The following is an 18185-nucleotide window of genomic DNA, read 5'->3' on the forward strand; positions in this document are numbered from 1 at the left end:
GCCTACTCCCCTTTCCCGAATGAATGGTATGCCACACCCTCTGGTGGAGCCAAATCTTCAAGGCTGCATGTACCCTGTTCAAAATAAAGATTTTCATCCATTTCCCTGCGCCCTGTTGGGATAACAAAACGTTCATTATACTTCGCAACTCCAAGGAGCCGCGCCATTTCTTCAACCTCTTCCGGACTTGTACCGGCCTCCTTCACTAATTCACTTTGGCGAAATTGATCAATACCGCCTACTGTTTTACCTCTCATATGCACTCTCATTGCAGTTAATTTCAGCAAAACTTTTCGTATAACATCCGTATCTCCCGCTGACAAGATAGATGCCAGATACTCCATAGGAATACGCATTTGATCAACAGCCGGAATGTATCCATCTGTTTTTAAATCATTTTCATTTGTAATATGATTCATAATCGGACTAAGAGGCGGAACGTACCAAACCATTGGTAATGTGCGATATTCTGGGTGTAATGGAAGAGCAATCTTCCACTTCATTGCCATCTTATATACAGGTGAATTTTGTGCCCCTTCTATCCAGTCCGCACTAATTCCGGCTTTTTCTGCCTCTTTGATGACTTCCGGGTCAAATGGGTCGAGAAAGACAGATAACTGTGCTTCGTAAAGATCTTGTGGGTCTTCAACAGAAGCTGCTTCTTTTACTTTATCTGCATCATATAAAACGACACCGATATAACGGATTCTTCCTACACAAGTCTCCGAACAAATTGTAGGCAGGCCTGCTTCTGTTCTTGGATAGCAGAAGTTACATTTTTCCGCTTTATGTGTATTCCAGTTGTAATAAACCTTATGGTAAGGACAACCGTTCATGCAAAATCGCCAGCCACGACATGCCTCTTGATCCACTAATACAACGCCGTCTTCATCCCGTTTATACAAAGCGCCAGAAGGGCATGAAGCTACACAAGATGGATTTAAGCAATGTTCACAAATTCTTGGTAAATACATCATAAATGTTTTTTCGTATTGCATTGAAATGTGTTCCTGTAATTTCTGAACATTAGGATCCAATGGTACAACTTCACTGCCACCTGCTAAGTCATCATCCCAGTTTGGACCCCACTCTGGTTTATCCATATATTTCCCTGTGATCATTGATTGTGGTCTTGCTACGGGCAGATTATCCGTTTTCGGGCTGTTGATTAAATGCTCATAGTCATAGGTCCATGGCTCATAATAATCATTCATATCTGCCATATTAGGGTTATAGAAAATGTTCGCAAGTTTGGAGATAGGACCTCCAGCTTTAAGCTTTAATTTTCCATTCCGAAGCTCCCATCCACCTTTAAATCGATCTCTATCCTCCCAGCTCTTTGGGTAGCCTGGTCCAGGACGAGTTTCCACATTATTAAACCACATGTATTCTGTACCTGGGCGGTTGGTCCAAGTATTTTTACAAGTCACCGAACAAGTGTGGCAGCCGATGCATTTATCCAGATGCATGACCATTGCAACTTGTGCTTTAATCCTCAAGCCAATCTACCTCCTTCAATGCTCTGATAACAGCAATTGTATCTCTTTGATGCCCTGTCGGTCCGTAATAATTAAAACCATAACTCAGTTGAGAATAACCGCCTATCATATGCGTTGGTTTTAAGGATATATGTGTCACACTGTTATGCGTGCCTCCGCGTTTTTTATTTATAGCTGTCGCCGGCACCCCCAATGTTCGATCCTGAGCATGATACATATATGCCATCCCTTTTGGAATACGATAGGTTAAAACAACACGTGCAGAAATGACCCCATTTCGGTTATATACTTCGATCCAATCATTATCTTTAATATCGATAGACGCTCCGTCTTCTTCATTCATCCATACCGTTTGCCACCCTCTAAATAGTGTGGACATGTTCGTTGTATCCGTGAACATCGTATGGATGCCCCATTTCTGGTGTGGTGTTAAATACCTTACTGTAATGGATTTCCCATTACTTTCCACTCCTTTTTCATTTTTTAGAAAAGGTCCTTTTGATAAAGGCGGTAAATATAAAGGCAATCCTTCACCAAAGTCCAACATCATTTCATGATCAAGATAGAAACTTTGTCTGCCTGTCAGTGTACGCCAAGGAATATTGTATTCGGTATTCACCGTAAATGGAGAGTAACGTCTATTATCTTTTTCTAGCCCGCTCCATACCGGTGTTGAAATGGCATGTCGCGGCTGAGCCGTTAAATCATTTAATGTTATATCTTCATCTTGTCTTCCTTTTGCAATTTCCTCTAGTTTTTGACCGGTTTTCTTCTCCAGTGATTTCCAACCGGCAACTGCCCTCTTTCCATTTGTAGCCCCTGACATTAACAAAATAGCGTCAATAGCTTGCTTATCTGTATACAAATCCGGATTTCCTTTTCCGATTCCTTCTCTTTTAGAGACTCCTATCCGGCTAAGTAATTCTTTATAAACCGGCTCACCGGGAATATTTACCCCTTTTCCTCCATACCCTTTTTTAATTTCAGGACCTATGGTAGTCATTTTTTGATAAACATTCGGATAATCCCGTCTAACAATTTTAAAGTTAGGCATCGTTTTTCCTGGAATTGCTTCAATTTCTCCTTTGCGCCAATCTTTAATCTTTCCACGTGATTGAGCGATTTCTCCTACAGAGTCATGGCCAAGTGGCGTCATTACGATATCATCACATGCCGGCAGGTGCTTCTCTGCAAGTTCCGAAAATACTTTACTGATTTCTCTGAACGTATTCCAATCACTTTTCGCTTGCCAAGGTGGAGAAATGGCTGCATTAAATGGATGGACAAAGGGATGCATGTCTGTACTGCTTATATCAAACTTTTCATACCAAGTAGCAGTAGGCAAAACGATATCTGAAAATAACCCTGAACTAGTCATGCGAAAATCAACACTGACTAAAAGATCCGCCTTTCCAGTTGGAGGGTCTCCTTCTGCCTTTACCGTATTCGGTTTCCATGAGTTTTCTATGTCGCCTAGTATTTGATCTTCCCCACCTACTAAGTGCTTCGCGAAATATTCATGGCCTTTTCCACTATCACCCAATAAATTAGAGCGCCAGTTAAAAAATACTCTAGGGAAATTTCTAGGATCATCCGGGTTTTCAATCGCCCAATCCACATTCTCTTCTTTAATTTGCTTAACAACGTCTTCGATTACTTCCTGATCGTTTTTCGCACCTTTTTTTCGACTATCCTGAACAAGATCAATTGAGTTTTGAGTAAATTGCGGAAAAGAAGGTAACCAACCAAGCCTTGCAGCAAGCGCATTAACATCTGCTGGATGCATCTGATTATACTTTCCTCCCCAATTTGATTGTTCCTTATTAATATTAGCCTCATAGCGATACTGTTCCGTAGCAAAATAAAAGAATGATGTGCCATTTTGCATACGTGGCGGTCCGAACCAGTCTTTTGCAAAGGCGACTTGCTGCCATCCCTCTAGGGGCCGGACCTTTTCCTGGCCAACATAATGCGCCCAGCCACCGCCATTAACTCCTTGTGAACCGGTTAATAGTACAAGGTTTAAGATACAGCGGTATATTTGATCACTATGATACCAATGGTTTGTACCTCCACCCATCGCAATCATTGATTTTCCATTTGTACGTGCTGCAGTATCAGCAAATTCCCTTGCAACTTGAATGACATGGTTTTTATTGACACCAGTGATGCTTTCCTGCCATGCAGGTGTATAAGGCTTTGGATCATAATAGTCAGTCGGATAATCCCCAGGTAAATTACGATTCACCCCTACATGTGCCATCATTAAGTCATATACGGTTGTAACTTTTATTACTTTTCCGTCTTTGCCCTGAATATGCTTTACAGGGACACCTCGCTTAATAATTTCTTCATTCTCACTTGAGAAGTTTGGAAAGCTTACCATTAGGGTTTCATCAGACATATCAATAAAACTTAATTTGGGGTCAATGAAACTTCCATCTTCTTTTTTTAATTCAAGATTCCACTTGCTATCATCATCCCAGCGAAAGCCTTGACTTCCATTAGGTGCTTCCAATTGATTTGTATTTGCATCCCAAACAACAGTCTTCCAATCCCCAAGTTTATGGTCGTCATTTATATCATTTGTTCTTAAAAAGTTTTCGGAACGGCAATCATCCCCGTCTTCGTTTAATGTGACCAAAAACGGCAAATCTGTAAATTTTTTTGCATACGCTGTAAAATAAGGTGTTTCCTGATCAACATAAAATTCTTTTAAAATAACATGGGTCATCCCCATAGCAAGTGCACCATCTGTCCCTGCTCTTGCCGGAAGCCAAATATCAGCAAACTTTTCATATTCCGCATAGTCCGGGCTTACACCTACAACTTTTGTTCCGTTATATCTTGCTTCAACCATAAAATGAGCATCCGGTGTCCGGGTTTGCGGTAAATTCGTACCCCAAATAATAAAGTATTTCGAGTTGTACCAATCCGCACTCTCAGGAACGTCTGTCTGCTCTCCCCACACTTGTGGAGATGCAGGCGGTAAGTCAGCATACCAATCATAAAAACTTAAGATCGTACCACCAATTAAAGAAAGAAAACGTGTACCAGCGGCATAGCTGACCATGGACATTGCAGGAATAGGACTGAACCCTACAATACGGTCAGGTCCATATTTTTTAATGGTGTAAATGGAAGAGCTAGCGATGATTTCGCACATTTCTCTCCATTCTGCCCGCACAAAACCACCTTTGCCTCGAGCTTTTACGTATTTTTCACGCTTCTCGGGATTACTGACAATATTCTCCCACGCCTTAACAGGATCATAGCCCTGATTTCGTTCAGCTTTCCACAATTCATACAAATCCCCGCGAATGTAAGGATACTTCACCCTGATTGGACTGTATGTATACCAGGAAAAACTCGCACCTCTTGGGCATCCGCGTGGCTCGTACTCGGGAAAGTCATCTCCGGTACTTGGGTAATCTGTTTGTTGTATTTCAGATGTGATAATTCCATCTTTTACGTAAATTTTCCAGCTGCAAGAACCCGTACAGTTTACACCATGTGTAGAACGTACAACTTTGTCATGCTGCCATCGACGGCGATATATATCTTCTGCATCTCTAGAACGTGGACTTTCCTCTGTCCAACCGTCATTAATTAAATTACCTCGCTTCAGATGCTTCAACCTTTGCAATAATTTATTCTTATTTCTCTTCATTTACACCGCCCCTTTGTCCCACTGTTTCAAGAGGATTAAAACGTTCCCCGGTAATACGAAAGCTTTCGTCTCCTTCTTCCATTTCTTCAAGGAAAATCTGTAAAGTCGGTGCATTTGCAGCGACTAAAATTAACCGTTCTAACGTATCCAATTCATTTAATTCATAAATGCTTTCTATCGTTTCCGTTGATATATCACCAAAACGCATGCGCAGTACAGCAATTAAATCTTCACGATCCTGAACAAATGCTGCTTCATTCTCAAAATTAAACATGCTTATCCTCCCTCACCTCAAAAAACGGCTTTTACATTTTCATCATTTTAAAGTAATCGGCAATCATTATTTGTTTACAATCCTCTCCAATGGATTTAATAAACGTATCGATGTCTTTATCCAGCGCTGTAACTGTATCATAAGAAAATAATTGGGATCTTTCTTGTGTAAATCCTTCCCCAAACCTGACAATTACTTGTAATCCCGAATCTTCTTCTATCACATTCGCTTCAATATCATATGAATGGATATTCATTTTCTCTAATTCTGCAGTGACATGATTATAAAGATTTGGAGAGACAATTCTCATCATTCTCTCCGAAGAAGCTTGCTTTTTTTCAGCATTCATTCTATCTGCCTCCCCAATAAAACATTTATCTAGTCAATAATATTAATGATCAGGCAATATTGTTTTTTCTTTTTGATTATGCAATAAATCTACTAAAATTAAGGCCTGAAATCGTTGTACAACATCGTCACTAATTCCATTGCGAAGAAGTTCCTTTATTTCTTGTATTAATAATTTCAAAAGATCATGGTCACGGGTTAAAGCAATAATAGAATCTTTCAACTCTGGAGACGTTTCAACTAAGTCTTCGTACAACCCTTCTTCCTCTGATTCTGCATGCCTAAGTGTTCGAGTTTCCCAGTGCTCAACAATAACAAACGCTAATTCTAATGCTTTCTCTTTTTGGTTATCTCTCACCAATTTATCAAGTAATTCCGTTAACTCAGTTGCCTCATTTAGCGCCGCTTCATGAATGGCAGAATGACTATCCACATGTTTCAGTGCTGGGCCTGACATAAACATTCACGTCCTTTTTAAAATATTCTACTACCCTTTATACCCTTCTTTGAGATAGCTTATTCTGTTTTATAATACTTTCATTGTAACTGCACACGAAAAAAGAAGTTGTGACTTTTATCACATAATTAGACAAAACCGGTTGTTTACGTTCCCAGAAGGTTCTTAAATGCAGGAAGAGATGGACTCCGTTCAAAACGTAATATTCACATCGCATACATATTTTTTGACTATTATCTTCATGATAAAAAGAAAAGGAGATGATATGTCATGCCCAGAGAAACGGAAAATACCGGTTCAGAGTCTACTCCTCATTTTGATGGTAAACGTGAAGGAATTCTTAATGACTCAAAAGGGATTCAAATGGGGATAAAAAGCAACTCGAAACAATCGCCATATCGAATTGACGACTTGATGGAAAGGGAAGACATGGAGAGATTGGATCAGATCATCAACAAACCAAAGGATAAATAAAATGATTAACACCCTAGCGTTTTGAGCTGCAAACCATCAATGTTTATGTTTATTCCATTTGTTAAACAAAGGAATGCGTGATTCTTGCATTAGAGGAAATCCTAATTATAAGGGAGGCAATAGATATGGCAAAAAAGGATAATAAAATACTCGTCCCCAAAGCGAGGGAAAATTTATATCATTTAAAGGGGCAAGTAATGAAAGCAAAGGGTTATAATGTTACTGACCCGCACAATGCAAAATATGAAATTGCCAAAGAAGAAGGAATCCCCCTAAATAAGATGTACAATGGTCACCTCCGTTCCAAGGAAGCTGGGAAAATCGGAGGTCCCATTGGCGGTAATATGGTGAAAAAGATGGTCAAAATAGCACAAGAAAAAATAACGCAAAAATAAATTCCATCCGCTGGTTCCTAAATAAGAACCAGCGGATGGAACTACTGATTGTCTTTCGATTGTTGATTTTTCGTTCTCACTACCTCCATATTCGTGTCACTATAAATACCAGTCCCATGTCCTCCTGTTGTTTTAGCAAGTATTTCTTTGACTTCGTTATAAGACAAGCCTGAACGTTCATTTTGACGTTTTACTGCGTCAATATTCGTTCCTGCTACAGTAAACGTATCATTATTATTTTTGTTTTCCTTCATATGAAACACCTCTTTTTAATTTTCACTTACTTTTTCCAAAGAGGCAATTTTTCATCCAAAAATCTTAATTCAATGATCTCTCTGATATAATAACACCATCTTCATCCACATATACATAATCTCCCGGTTTCCATTCAACCTCGCCAAAGGTGACCGAAACATCCCTTTCGCCTTTTCCTTCTTTCTTACTTTTTAATGGGTTGCTTCCCAAAGCTAGCACTCCTACATCCATTTGAGCAAGATCCGCTGTATCACGTACACACCCATTAATAATAATTCCCTCTATTCCACGAGTCACTGCAATAGCTGCTACACGGTCACCAAGCAGGGCACAGTTTTTAGAACCTGCACCATCGACAACAAGGACATGGCCTTTTGGGATAGCGTTTAAAGCTTCTTTAACCAATACATTGTCTTCTAATACTTTTACAGTAGCGATAGATCCACAAAATGCTTGCTTTGCTCCATATGATTTGAATTCCTGTTTGCAAATTGCTAACTCTTCCGAAAATTCATCACATAAATCTGTTGTTTTAAAAGACATTATCTACACCTCTTCCATAAAATATGAAATATATATACATACATAATAATGGAACAGTAGGACCAATGACAAGCAATCCGGTGAAAACGATCAGCCTCTCATAACGAAACAATCGATTATCCAGATTTACTTCCTATTACCAAACACAACCCCACTCTTATTAGAAACGATTATAAACTGTTTGACAATTTTGTGAACGAAATAAATGATTTATTAGCTGTTCCAGGATTTAAACATCGTTTCTTCACTTGCAGGATAATAAATAATCCCCAAAATAGGCCAAGTGTAACGTATGCTCCGTGCGTACCTAAAGTTGTTAACAGGCCTGCCATGACAGCACGGGGAGCAAAAATCCTATGCAGTGTTATTTGAATAATATCTGCTTCATGTACTGAAATTAGATAAAAATAGAAAATGTTTAATCGATTAGAGGAAAGAAAAACATTCGATTTTATTATAAAATTTATTATTTCCCCTTGACCTTTCCGTTGCGTAAAGGTCTATGCTAATAATTGTTAGGAGGTAAGATCATGGAATATACAGTAAATCAGTTGGCGAAGTTATCAGGTGTGAGCGGCCGTACACTCCGATATTATGATCAAATCGGATTACTGAATCCAGCAAAATACAATGCATCAGGTTATCGTATTTACGGTACTGAAGAGGTTGATTTACTTCAACAAATTTTATTTTACCGTGAATTGGAAGTAAGCCTGGAAGATATTAAGGACATCATGAATCAGCCGACATTTGATCAAACTACAGCGTTAAAAAAACATTATAATGTACTAAAGAAAAAGCGTGACCGTCTTGACAAAATTATAGATACAGTTGAAAAAACCATTGAAAACAAAGAAGGAGGAACTACCATGAAAGACCAAAATAAATTTGAAGGCTTCAAAGAAAAATTGATCGATGATAATGAACGAAAATATGGTGACGAAATACGTGAAAAATATGGAGACGAAACGGTGGATGTAAGCAATGCAAAATTAAGAGGAATGTCCCAAGAAACATATCAGGCGATGACAGATTTAGAAAAAGAAATCTTTTCATTGCTCGAGAAAGCAGTTGAAAATGAAGACCCTTCCTCAGACATCGCACAAAAACTTGCTACAAAGCATAAAGAATGGCTTATGTATTCTTGGCCAAATTACTCCAAAGAAGCACACGCAGGTCTTGCCGAAATGTATGTCGCTGATGAACGATTCACTGCTTATTATGACAAAGTTGTGAAAGGCGGAACAGTATTTTTGCGCGATGCGATTTTAAATTACTTGGGTAAAAATTAATTTAAATTGCTGCAGGATAAATTAGCTAAATTGTGTAAGTAAGCGTGTGTAGGGCTCTTACTTCACAATTTAGTTTTTTGTTATGAAAAAGCTAAGGATCATCACCAAAATAATATGGAGGGATATTATGACAATTAAGGGTACATCCTCTAGCAAAGAAAGTAACATACACGCAAATCAAGCGATGAAGGCAGGAGAAAAAATGAAAATATTTGATTCACATCTACATATTATTGACAAGAGATACCCGTTGTTTGAGAATCATGGGTTCGTGCCTGCTTCTTTTACTCCTAAAGATTATTTACAAACAGTGAAAAATATAAATGTAATTGGAGGAGCAATTGTATCAGGTTCTTTTCAAGGATTTGATCAATCCTATTTAATTGATTCATTAAAAACGCTTGGTGATCATTTTGTTGGTGTGACACAATTATCCTACAACACACCGGATGAGGAAATCCTTGCACTTGATAAATATGGCGTAAAAGCGATTCGATTCAATGTTAATCGTGGAGGATCCGAGAATATATCACATTTAGATTACATGGCAAGAAGGGTGTATGAACTGGTAAATTGGCACACTGAACTATACATTAATTCCAATTCATTACCAGAAATAGCAACAACTGTAGAAAAACTTCCAGCGGTTTCCATCGACCATCTAGGTTTGTCAAAAAGAGGACTTCCAAATCTTTTATCATTAGTGAATAAAGGGGTAAAAGTTAAAGCAACTGGTTTTGGAAGAGTTGACTTTGATGTTGCGGAAGCTATCAAACAAATCTATTCTATTAATCCGGACGCTTTAATGTTTGGAACAGATTTACCTTCAACAAGAGCAAAGAGACCTTTTTATTTATCAGATATCGATCTGATCCATAATAGTCTCGGAGAAGCAAGAGCTAAGAAAGTTCTTTATAAAAATGCACATGATTGGTATCTTAAATAAGGCTAAGTAGGTTATCGTATTTTAAAAGAGAATGGCCCACCTTTTTTCATGACTTCCTTTTCTTATAAAATGAATACGTTCCTTTTAAGGGAAGAAAAAAAGCTCTCTTTAAAGAGGCAAGTGACCCCGGAGCGATAAACAGAAAAAGTCTATCATCGAAAATATATAACACACCTGAATCTATTTAGGATCTTCAATCGAAGCGGACTTTTTGAATTCACACGTATTTATTCACATCTCTATTTTAGAATGATAATAGCAACGTGAGAATATCATTCTCATGTTGCTATTACCTGTGCGCCTTCCCGTTGTACAAAGATTCAATTTGCAAAATTGGCTTCTAAATCTTACAAAAGGTTATTGATTTCCTTTTTTCACCCATTCCGCTACAGTAACCGTACGTTTTGCTTGATGCTTTACCGCTTCCTCTACATCTTCAATCATTTTACCATCTTGACCAACTGTAACACTTGTGCCATACGGGTTTCCTCCTGCTTCAATTATAACTGGATCCGTATAACCAGGAGTCGCTATAATAGCACCCCAGTGCATCATAGAGGTGTACAATGATAAAAGTGTTGCTTCTTGGCCGCCATTCGGATTTTGTGCAGAAGTCATTGCACTTACAACTTTGTTAACGGTCTTGCCGCTTCCCCATAGCCCTCCTTGAATATCAAGAAATTGCTTCATCTGAGAAGCCATATTTCCAAAACGTGTTGGGGTACTAAATATAATAGCATCTGCCCATTCAATATCATCTGATGTCGCTTCTGGAACGTCTTTTGTTTCCTCTATCGTTGATTTCCATGCCTCATTTCCCTCAATGACAGATTGTGGAGCTAATTCTTGCACTTTGAGAATCTTAACCTCAGCACCTACCTCTTTCGCTCCTTCCTCAGCCCATTTAGATAATTGATAGTTTGTTCCACCCATACTATAAAAAATAACTGCTAATTTGACGTTTGACATGATTACATTCTCCTTTATGATAAAATCCTGAATAATTTGGATAAAGTACCCACATAGCTATTTTCTTCTTCTATTCCATTAAGTATACATTTTTAGATTAAAACTGTTCTTCCTGAAGTATATTTTAAGGGAAAATCCCCCTCCTTTTTATTTCTAAATAATATATTATGAATTCGAGGTATTTGGGTAAAAAAAGCCGGTTAGAGTTCCTCTGCATATAAACCTAGCTTTTTTAGCTGTTTAATTAGCTCATCTTTTTCGCTGTTATTTAGTCCAGCGAATATGTCTTGAATCGCTTCCTTATGTTTTGGAAAAATCTCATTCATAAGCTCTGTCCCCTCGTTTGTAATCACTGCATATGTCACACGGCGATCTCTAGGGCAGGGTTTACGTTCAATAAAACTTTTCTTTTCCAGTTTATCTACGACATACGTGATACTGCTGCTCGCTAATAATACTTTCGTTCCAATTTTCTGTATGGGTTGATCTCCTTTATGATAGAGTAACTCAAGCACAGCAAATTCCGTGGGATTTAGTCCGTACCTTCTTATATCTTCCTCAACGCGTTTTGTAATAGACTCCATGGCTCTGGATAAAACAACAAATAGCTTTAAAGATAAATCCTGTTCTTCAATATTAGACGATTGTTCCATGAAAGACACCCTTTCATTAATCTCGAATTCGAGATAATTATAAGACGAAATTTTGTTTCTGTCAATCATGAAAAGGGTTAAGTTATATTCCGTCAGCTAATGAAAATATCTGCCCCTTTCAGGGGGGAAAGACCGATTCATCCGCCCTTTACATTCTTGAAAATGGTGTTTTCTCGCCTAATAAAATAAAAGATATTAAACTTCCCCCTGGTCTATCTATAAATTATCTAATATACTAACTTCACCATTACTTGTAATCACCCCATAATGACAATGTCCTTTCCCGCATAAAATTAATTGTTTTTGTTCGAAATCATAAACGCAGTAAGGTTGAAGCTCGATCAAATCTTATAATTTTTTATATGCTTTTGCTTTTGTTTCTCTAATTAATTCTTTGTGAGATTAATAATATCACTATCCAATAAAGCGTCTCAGTGAATTGTTCTGAACGAACAAAAAATCCGTCCCTCCTACGTTTGGAGGGCGGATTTTTTAAATTTATGGCTATTTTCTTTTTTGCGTACTTTGAGGCTGTGAAGTTTTTTCCGTTGTAAACTTCGGAAACCCTGTTGCAATTGCAATCATTCCAGCTACTGCGAGCAGTACCGGATAGATGCAATATGGCATGATGGACACCGGTGAAATGGAGGCGATCCCAGCAACTGCCAGCAATTGTGCACCATATGGAAGAACCCCTTGAAAGGCACTCGCAAAAATATCTAGGATACTCGCTGAACGGCGCGGATCAACACCAAATCGTTCGGTAATTTGTTTGACTAACGGACCAACACTGATAATCGAAATTGTATTGTTCGCTGTTGATAAATCAAATGCGCTGACAAGTCCGGCAATACCGGCTTCGGCACCTTTTCTTGACTTTATTCGACTATTGATAGCGTTTAGTAGAAAGGCGATGCCACCGTTGACACGAATCAATTCAACCAATCCGCCGAGTAAAATGGATAATAAGGATAATTCTTGCATGCCGGCCATTCCTTCACCAAGTAAATTCAGAAATTCCATGCCATCAAAAGTACCATAGAAAAAACCAACTAACCCCACAAAAATGGTGCCTCCAATTAGGACATAAATTACATTGACACCAACGACTGCAAAAATAAGTACAGCAAGATAGGGCAATACTTTAATCAAGTCGTATGGATGGTCTCCGCCAATAGATCCGCTTGCATTCCATGTCAGGACACCAAAAATAACAGCAGCAACTATAGCGGTAGGCAGGGCGATAAAAATGTTAACTTTAAATTTATCGCTCATTTTGACAGCTTGTGTTCTAACAGCGGCGATGGTTGTATCTGAGATCATGGACAAGTTGTCGCCGAACATCGCTCCGCTGATAATGGCCCCCATAAATAATGCTGTACTTATGCCTGTTTGTTCAGCTAATCCAACACCGATTGGGGCAAGGGCAACAACCGTTCCGACTGATGATCCCATTGAAATAGAGATGAAACAGCCGATTACAAATAAACCAACAATGAGCAAGTTTTCCGGTAGAAAAGTCAGTCCAAGATTAACGGTTGATTCAACTGCACCGACACCTTCCGCGACCGAAGCAAAAGCGCCAGCTAATAGGTAGATAATAACCATTAACATGATGTTTGGGTGACCTGCCCCTTTTGTCAGGTGATCGAGTTTATCTTTAAAGGTCATTTTTCTGTTCATGAACAGTGCGACTAATACAGCTATAAAAACCGCAACAAGCACTGGTAGTTCATAAAAATCCCCATTGATCACACCAGAACCGATAAATAAAATTAAAAAGATAAAGAATGGTAATAATGCCAACGCATTACCTTTTTTAATGCTTGATGAATTCATTTCTATCTTCCCCTTTAATGTAATGCTATTTTGTGAATGACAAGGGTTTGTTTATAGATCTTTTACCGTGTCTTTCAAAATCTTACAACGTATAAAAAATCAGTATAAAAACAAAAAACCTTCCGCTTTGGAAGGAGTTAGTCTAAACACCTTATCTTCCAAAACGCTTGAAACGCGATTTGCTGGAATTGGCACCTTGCATTTAATTAAAACAGGTTGCCGGGCTTCATAGGGCCAGATCCCTCAGCCACTCTGGATAAGTTTGTATGAAATTTGTATGATAGATAGTGTAGTATAATATTGCGAAAGTGTCAATGAATTTGTGATTTTTTAAAAATCTATGAAACATATCATAAATCGATGAACCCTTCGAATTAAACAAATGCACGGAATTAGCTACGCATGAAAAGCAATATTATTCAAATCTAAAAAAAGATTATGAAGGAGATCAAAAATTTTTAGTATTGCTAAGAAATTTATCAATGAGTGTACTATCCCTATTGATTTAAATATATGGTATACAGCAACTGGTAAGAAATTAAAGATCCAATTCTTCAGTTAAAACGACCAACAATTAGATTTCCTCCTCAAAAGACAAGTTTATTGGTTCATCCAATAACTCCGATTGAATCTCTAGATTTGTTGTCGGTACATCTTCTTCTACTTCTTCAAAGGTAAACTGATCCACCCACACTTGCCCATGCCCTGATAAAATAATGCCAAACGCTATAACGGAACTGCCTGAAGGAACGTCTAAAACAATCGAATACCGGTTCCAGTTCGTATTTCCTTTTATTGGGCGATCACTCATATTATCGAACTGTAATATATCATCGGAGACACCATCTACTCTCATCCACATACTAGAAAAGGACCCTACATCTTTCGTTTTTAGGAAACAAGAAAGTCTAATGCGTTTCCCAATAAACTTATCCGCTTTAAATTGCTGCATCATTGTGGCAAAATTTGTTTGATCAAGTACTGTTTTAGATTTTAAGTAACCCGACGCTTTCCCTTGATGAACAACTTCGCGATCAATTCCCATCTCATAATTAAACGGATCAGATCCGCTTAAAAACCATCCTTTTACTTGTTTATTCATATAAGATTCCTCCTTATTTTCCATCATAACTGACATTAGCCTTCGATATTGCCCAGGCGGCAAACGATAATATTTTTTGAAGGCTCTTGTGAAAGCCTCTTGAGATTCAAAATAATAATAAAATGCTATATCAAGAATCCGTTCGTTGGTGTAGAGTAAAGCCGCTGAAGCATTTGCCAAACGTCGCATCCGAATGTACTCAGTAATAGACGTGCCAATTACTGAACAAAATATTCGATGAAAATGAAATTTAGAAAAGCCCGCCTGCTTCGCTAAATCATCCATCGTTAGTGATTCATGTAGGTGATCTTCGATATAGTTAATGGTTTCATGAATAATGTCTTCATAATGCATGGGGTCCCTCCCTTTATTAATAGAATAGCAAAAAGAAAAGGAAACTTTTTGATTATTTTTGCGAAAAATCACATTTTCAAAGATGTATCAGCTTTTCTAAAATTTTTATCGTCCATTAAAAATTTTGTGCACAATTCAGCGTCAAAGATCATAGGCTATATATAGGAGCAGTTTTCTATACCGCAGAAAAGGTTGGATGTGCAAATATGAAAAACGGTACCGATAACCACTATTGGTTTCAAAATCTACAAGAAAATCGAATGTCATTTGAACAAGTCTTTCATCATATTGTAAAATTCATGCATTCTGAACCATATGGCAATTACCGATTAATGGTAGGCACGGATTCTCAAGTACATCAAAAAATGACCCTCTTCATAACTGGAATTGTCATACTAAACAAAGGAAGCGGTGTATGGGCATGCATTAGAAAAGTGATTATTCCGTGGAAAATGCTGCATCTTCATGAGCGAATTTCATACGAAATGTCCTTGTCTGAGGAGATTGTTTCCTTATTTACTGAAGAAAGAAAAAAACAGTTAGTCAATATCGTCCTTCCTTATCTTTATCAAGGAGCTTCATTTTCAATAGAAGGTCATATTGATATTGGAGCTGGTAAAAGGAATAAAACACGTAAATTTGTTAAAGAAATGGTTACAAGAATGGCAGCAATGGGAGTCGAACCAAAAATTAAGCCGAATGCCTTTGTAGCCTCTAGCTATGCAAATCGTTATACAAAATAAACAATTCGATAAAAATGTTCCTTCCTACAAATACAGAGATAACGATCTTTTTATCTTTGAATTCATCTAACGAAGGAACAGGCGTACATTTTTGTCTCACGAAAAAGTTTAAATTCGATTGTCAATTGCAGATTTACATATACAGCAAAGAAGGTATAAGCCTTTTAAATTGATCGTTTCATAAATATGTTTTGTATACGTGAATAACTTCAAAAACCGCACGCTCAGCTGCTTGAAGTGCTCCTTCAAGATGTCCTCCAAATTCAGAAGAGGTTTCTGTACCAGCAAAAGTGATCTTCTTCTCCCACGCAGTAGTATCCGTCGGTGGACCGTATTTTGGAAAAGCTTTAAGCGGTTTAAAATCGGCGTCAACCGCAGTTTCGGGATCGCTGGACCAATCTTTGTATAGGAGTGAAATTGGTTTTTCAGCGGAAGGCCCAAAGAGCCGCGTTAACTGATCAACAACAAGCTTGAGAACTTTCTCCTCACCTAGTTCATGCCGAATCTTTGCAGGTATCCCAAAGAAACCAAAGAGAGCACCGTAACCTGTACCGGATGATGCATCGTGGATCTCCTGCAAGGGGCCGCCCCAGCTCATTACCTGGCCAGAAAGTCCATCATCTCGCCAAAAGGGGCGATTATAAATCGCAACTGCCTTGGCCTGTCCCGCCATCCATGTAGGCTTGTCCATTAAGTTCGACGTAAGCTTGGCAGGGAGAGACGGCGAGAATGCTATACGTTGTGCCACTATTCGGGGCGGTAATGCTAAGATAACAGCTCCTGCACGTATACTTTCCTTTTTTCCATCGGCGAGGTCTGCTTTGAGGGTGATCGCTCCTTCTTCATTCATACGAATTGCCGTTACACGCGTGTCTAATTCGACCGTGCCATGAGGAAGAGTAGCCGCTACGGCGTCAATGAGAGACTGAATACCCCCAATGAGACGCACCGATTTTTCAACAGCTCCTTGTGGTAACACGTGTCGCTGTACGGGGGCATTTTGAGATTGCTCAAATAGTATTGCTCCTTCGGTGTATTGTTCGAATGTCCTTAAGTCGAGTTCCCTGACAAGACTGGAGATAACAGGCTCATGTTGCGGCCAAAACCATGTTGGTCCTAGATCAAACTTGCCGAGATCAGGCCTGTCCGCGGGCGCCTTACTTAAAACTCTACCTCCAATTCGTCCTCGCGATTCTAAAACTTTGCATTCGATGCCTTGTGAAATAAGCATAGAGGCAGCACGAAGGCCACTTAAGCCAGCCCCAACGATTATAATAGGATTGTTCATTTTCTTACCTCCAGTCGTTCTGAGTTTACCCCATTCAATACAAATAGAATAAACTCGTTTAATAATAAAAGAAAATATTATGCATTTTTCGCAGTTTTTTATAATTGATTAAAAAATAATCGATTCGCTTGTTGAAGAATGGTATCCTTTAGCTGAATAAAAATCCCATTATGAATGGCGAGATGATAAGTAATACAGAAATTATAATTAGTGCCAATGAAACTTTCTTTGGAAGTGTTGCCCTTCCCTTTCCTTTATACCAACCAGAAAATTGCAGCTTATTTCTATATAAAACAAAAAGTAATACTACTATTGCTAATGCACCAAGCCAAGAATAAGTTTCAGTCGCTTCATTAATTGTATAAATGTTTCCTATAATCATCCATCCCACTCCACCAAGAAGTGCAAATATAACAATAATACGGAGCAGCTCAAATAATGTTCTCATTTCTAATTCTCCTATCTTAAAAAGGCACTGAACCCCAGAACCTGTTTGTTATGAATATGGATAATTCCTATAACTCAACTTTTAGGCCTCTATTCCCTTCCACAAGAAGTGTTCGGTAGTAATTTTCTTCTTGCCATGCCCCAAAAACTTTATTAATGATGTAACCAATATCTTTCAAAAACAAATATTCACAATTCATTATATCTAATATACGATTTTAAAGTATAAAATGTAAACAAAATTAACATGTAAATATAAATGTCTATTTCTTTATACAGATTACCTCATAAATGTCTACTAAATATGTTTTAGTAAAAAAGTAATTTTATCCTACTTAATCATTTATCTACTTATTTAATATAAAAGTTTCTGAAAATTAATTAAAGTGGGATTTTGGAATAAAAGTTGCATTTTATATGTTAAAAAGGAGGGGTTACTATTTTGAATTAAATTATTCTATCTGTATGGGAATAATATTGATCACATTAAAATGATACTTATTCAACGACAAATGTCATGACATGGACATAGTATAATTATCTAGGAGGGTTTTGATGGAAGCTTCGGTGAAAGACTTACCTCAAGGAAAAAAGCATCCAAAGGGGCTGTACTTGCTCTTCTTTACTGAGCTCTGGG

At 38.1% G+C, this 18185-nt stretch carries 18 protein-coding genes, 1 pseudogene and 1 riboswitch; of the genes and pseudogenes, 5 read left to right on the forward strand and 14 right to left on the reverse strand.

Going from position 1 to position 18185, the window contains the following annotated elements; genetic code table 11:
- Positions 1–2: 2 nt before the first annotated feature.
- The 5 genes from narH to J2Z81_RS12430 are packed head-to-tail and all read right to left on the reverse strand — an operon-like array spanning position 3 to position 6248.
- The gene (gene narH, locus J2Z81_RS12410) at positions 3–1499 is read right to left on the reverse strand and encodes a nitrate reductase subunit beta (protein ID WP_226371467.1); all 1497 of its coding nucleotides are present in this window, start codon (positions 1497–1499) and stop codon (positions 3–5) included.
- Positions 1489–5169 carry a nitrate reductase subunit alpha gene (locus J2Z81_RS12415; RefSeq protein WP_226371468.1) on the reverse strand — a complete coding sequence of 1227 codons (3681 nt, stop codon included), beginning with the start codon at positions 5167–5169 and terminating at the stop codon, positions 1489–1491. The genes narH and J2Z81_RS12415 overlap by 11 nt, the downstream gene beginning before the upstream one ends.
- The gene (locus J2Z81_RS12420; RefSeq protein ID WP_029268050.1) at positions 5156–5443 is read right to left on the reverse strand and encodes a hypothetical protein; all 288 of its coding nucleotides are present in this window, start codon (positions 5441–5443) and stop codon (positions 5156–5158) included. The genes J2Z81_RS12415 and J2Z81_RS12420 overlap by 14 nt, the downstream gene beginning before the upstream one ends.
- Positions 5444–5474: 31 nt before the next feature.
- Complete coding sequence (locus tag J2Z81_RS12425) at positions 5475–5792, reverse strand: hypothetical protein (RefSeq protein WP_226371469.1); 318 nt, start codon at positions 5790–5792, stop codon at positions 5475–5477.
- Positions 5793–5834: 42 nt separating this feature from the next.
- The gene (locus J2Z81_RS12430; RefSeq protein WP_226371470.1) at positions 5835–6248 is read right to left on the reverse strand and encodes a hemerythrin domain-containing protein; all 414 of its coding nucleotides are present in this window, start codon (positions 6246–6248) and stop codon (positions 5835–5837) included.
- A gap of 270 nt (positions 6249–6518) precedes the next feature.
- Here J2Z81_RS12430 and J2Z81_RS12435 point away from each other — a divergent pair, with 270 nt between their 5' ends.
- Entirely contained in the window at positions 6519–6722 is a 204-nt protein-coding gene (locus J2Z81_RS12435) for a hypothetical protein (protein WP_226371471.1), read from the forward strand.
- A gap of 125 nt (positions 6723–6847) precedes the next feature.
- The gene (locus J2Z81_RS12440; RefSeq protein WP_029268057.1) at positions 6848–7117 is read left to right on the forward strand and encodes an alpha/beta-type small acid-soluble spore protein; all 270 of its coding nucleotides are present in this window, start codon (positions 6848–6850) and stop codon (positions 7115–7117) included.
- A 41-nt stretch (positions 7118–7158) separates the two neighbouring features.
- On the opposite strand, the gene J2Z81_RS12445 is transcribed toward J2Z81_RS12440, so the two are convergent.
- The 3 genes and pseudogenes from J2Z81_RS12445 to J2Z81_RS15880 all read right to left on the reverse strand — a co-directional run.
- The gene (locus tag J2Z81_RS12445) at positions 7159–7371 is read right to left on the reverse strand and encodes a gamma-type small acid-soluble spore protein (protein ID WP_029268059.1); all 213 of its coding nucleotides are present in this window, start codon (positions 7369–7371) and stop codon (positions 7159–7161) included.
- Between the two features lie 64 nt (positions 7372–7435).
- A complete protein-coding gene (rraA, locus tag J2Z81_RS12450; RefSeq protein ID WP_226371472.1) occupies positions 7436–7915 on the reverse strand; it encodes a ribonuclease E activity regulator RraA in 480 nt (159 codons plus the stop codon).
- A 200-nt stretch (positions 7916–8115) separates the two neighbouring features.
- Positions 8116–8253: pseudogene (locus tag J2Z81_RS15880) on the reverse strand (cytochrome o ubiquinol oxidase subunit III); the annotation flags it as partial.
- Positions 8254–8445: 192 nt separating this feature from the next.
- Here J2Z81_RS15880 and J2Z81_RS12455 point away from each other — a divergent pair.
- Positions 8446–9207 (forward strand): MerR family transcriptional regulator, encoded by a 762-nt coding sequence (locus J2Z81_RS12455; protein ID WP_029268063.1) that lies wholly within the window; start codon positions 8446–8448, stop codon positions 9205–9207.
- Positions 9208–9409: 202 nt separating this feature from the next.
- Positions 9410–10153: an amidohydrolase family protein gene (locus tag J2Z81_RS12460; protein ID WP_226371475.1), complete on the forward strand. Its 744-nt coding sequence runs from the start codon at positions 9410–9412 to the stop codon at positions 10151–10153.
- 357 nt (positions 10154–10510) lie between these two features.
- Here J2Z81_RS12460 and wrbA read toward each other — a convergent pair whose 3' ends face one another.
- The 4 genes from wrbA to J2Z81_RS12480 form a co-directional block, all read right to left on the reverse strand.
- Positions 10511–11122, reverse strand: coding sequence for an NAD(P)H:quinone oxidoreductase (gene wrbA, locus J2Z81_RS12465; RefSeq protein WP_029268067.1), 612 nt, complete (start codon positions 11120–11122; stop codon positions 10511–10513).
- Between the two features lie 200 nt (positions 11123–11322).
- Complete coding sequence (locus tag J2Z81_RS12470) at positions 11323–11775, reverse strand: MarR family winged helix-turn-helix transcriptional regulator (protein WP_029268070.1); 453 nt, start codon at positions 11773–11775, stop codon at positions 11323–11325.
- Positions 11776–12279: 504 nt separating this feature from the next.
- Positions 12280–13614, reverse strand: coding sequence for a Na+/H+ antiporter NhaC family protein (locus J2Z81_RS12475; RefSeq protein ID WP_226371473.1), 1335 nt, complete (start codon positions 13612–13614; stop codon positions 12280–12282).
- 148 nt (positions 13615–13762) lie between these two features.
- Positions 13763–13877: riboswitch (SAM riboswitch) on the reverse strand.
- Between the two features lie 311 nt (positions 13878–14188).
- On the reverse strand, positions 14189–15070 hold the full coding sequence (locus J2Z81_RS12480; protein WP_029268074.1) for a helix-turn-helix domain-containing protein: 882 nt from the start codon (positions 15068–15070) through the stop codon (positions 14189–14191).
- A gap of 206 nt (positions 15071–15276) precedes the next feature.
- Here J2Z81_RS12480 and J2Z81_RS12485 point away from each other — a divergent pair, with 206 nt between their 5' ends.
- On the forward strand, positions 15277–15813 hold the full coding sequence (locus tag J2Z81_RS12485; protein ID WP_029268076.1) for a ribonuclease H-like YkuK family protein: 537 nt from the start codon (positions 15277–15279) through the stop codon (positions 15811–15813).
- 178 nt (positions 15814–15991) lie between these two features.
- Here the strand turns inward: J2Z81_RS12485 and J2Z81_RS12490 are convergent, their stop codons facing one another.
- Both J2Z81_RS12490 and J2Z81_RS12495 read right to left on the reverse strand, forming a co-directional pair.
- Positions 15992–17101: a flavin monoamine oxidase family protein gene (locus tag J2Z81_RS12490; protein WP_226371474.1), complete on the reverse strand. Its 1110-nt coding sequence runs from the start codon at positions 17099–17101 to the stop codon at positions 15992–15994.
- Positions 17102–17249: 148 nt separating this feature from the next.
- Positions 17250–17549: a hypothetical protein gene (locus tag J2Z81_RS12495; RefSeq protein ID WP_029268080.1), complete on the reverse strand. Its 300-nt coding sequence runs from the start codon at positions 17547–17549 to the stop codon at positions 17250–17252.
- Positions 17550–18185 lie beyond the last annotated feature (636 nt).

The sequence above is a fragment of the Virgibacillus alimentarius genome (assembly GCF_017874635.1).
Classification (GTDB): Bacteria; Bacillota; Bacilli; order Bacillales; family Amphibacillaceae; genus Virgibacillus_B; species Virgibacillus_B alimentarius.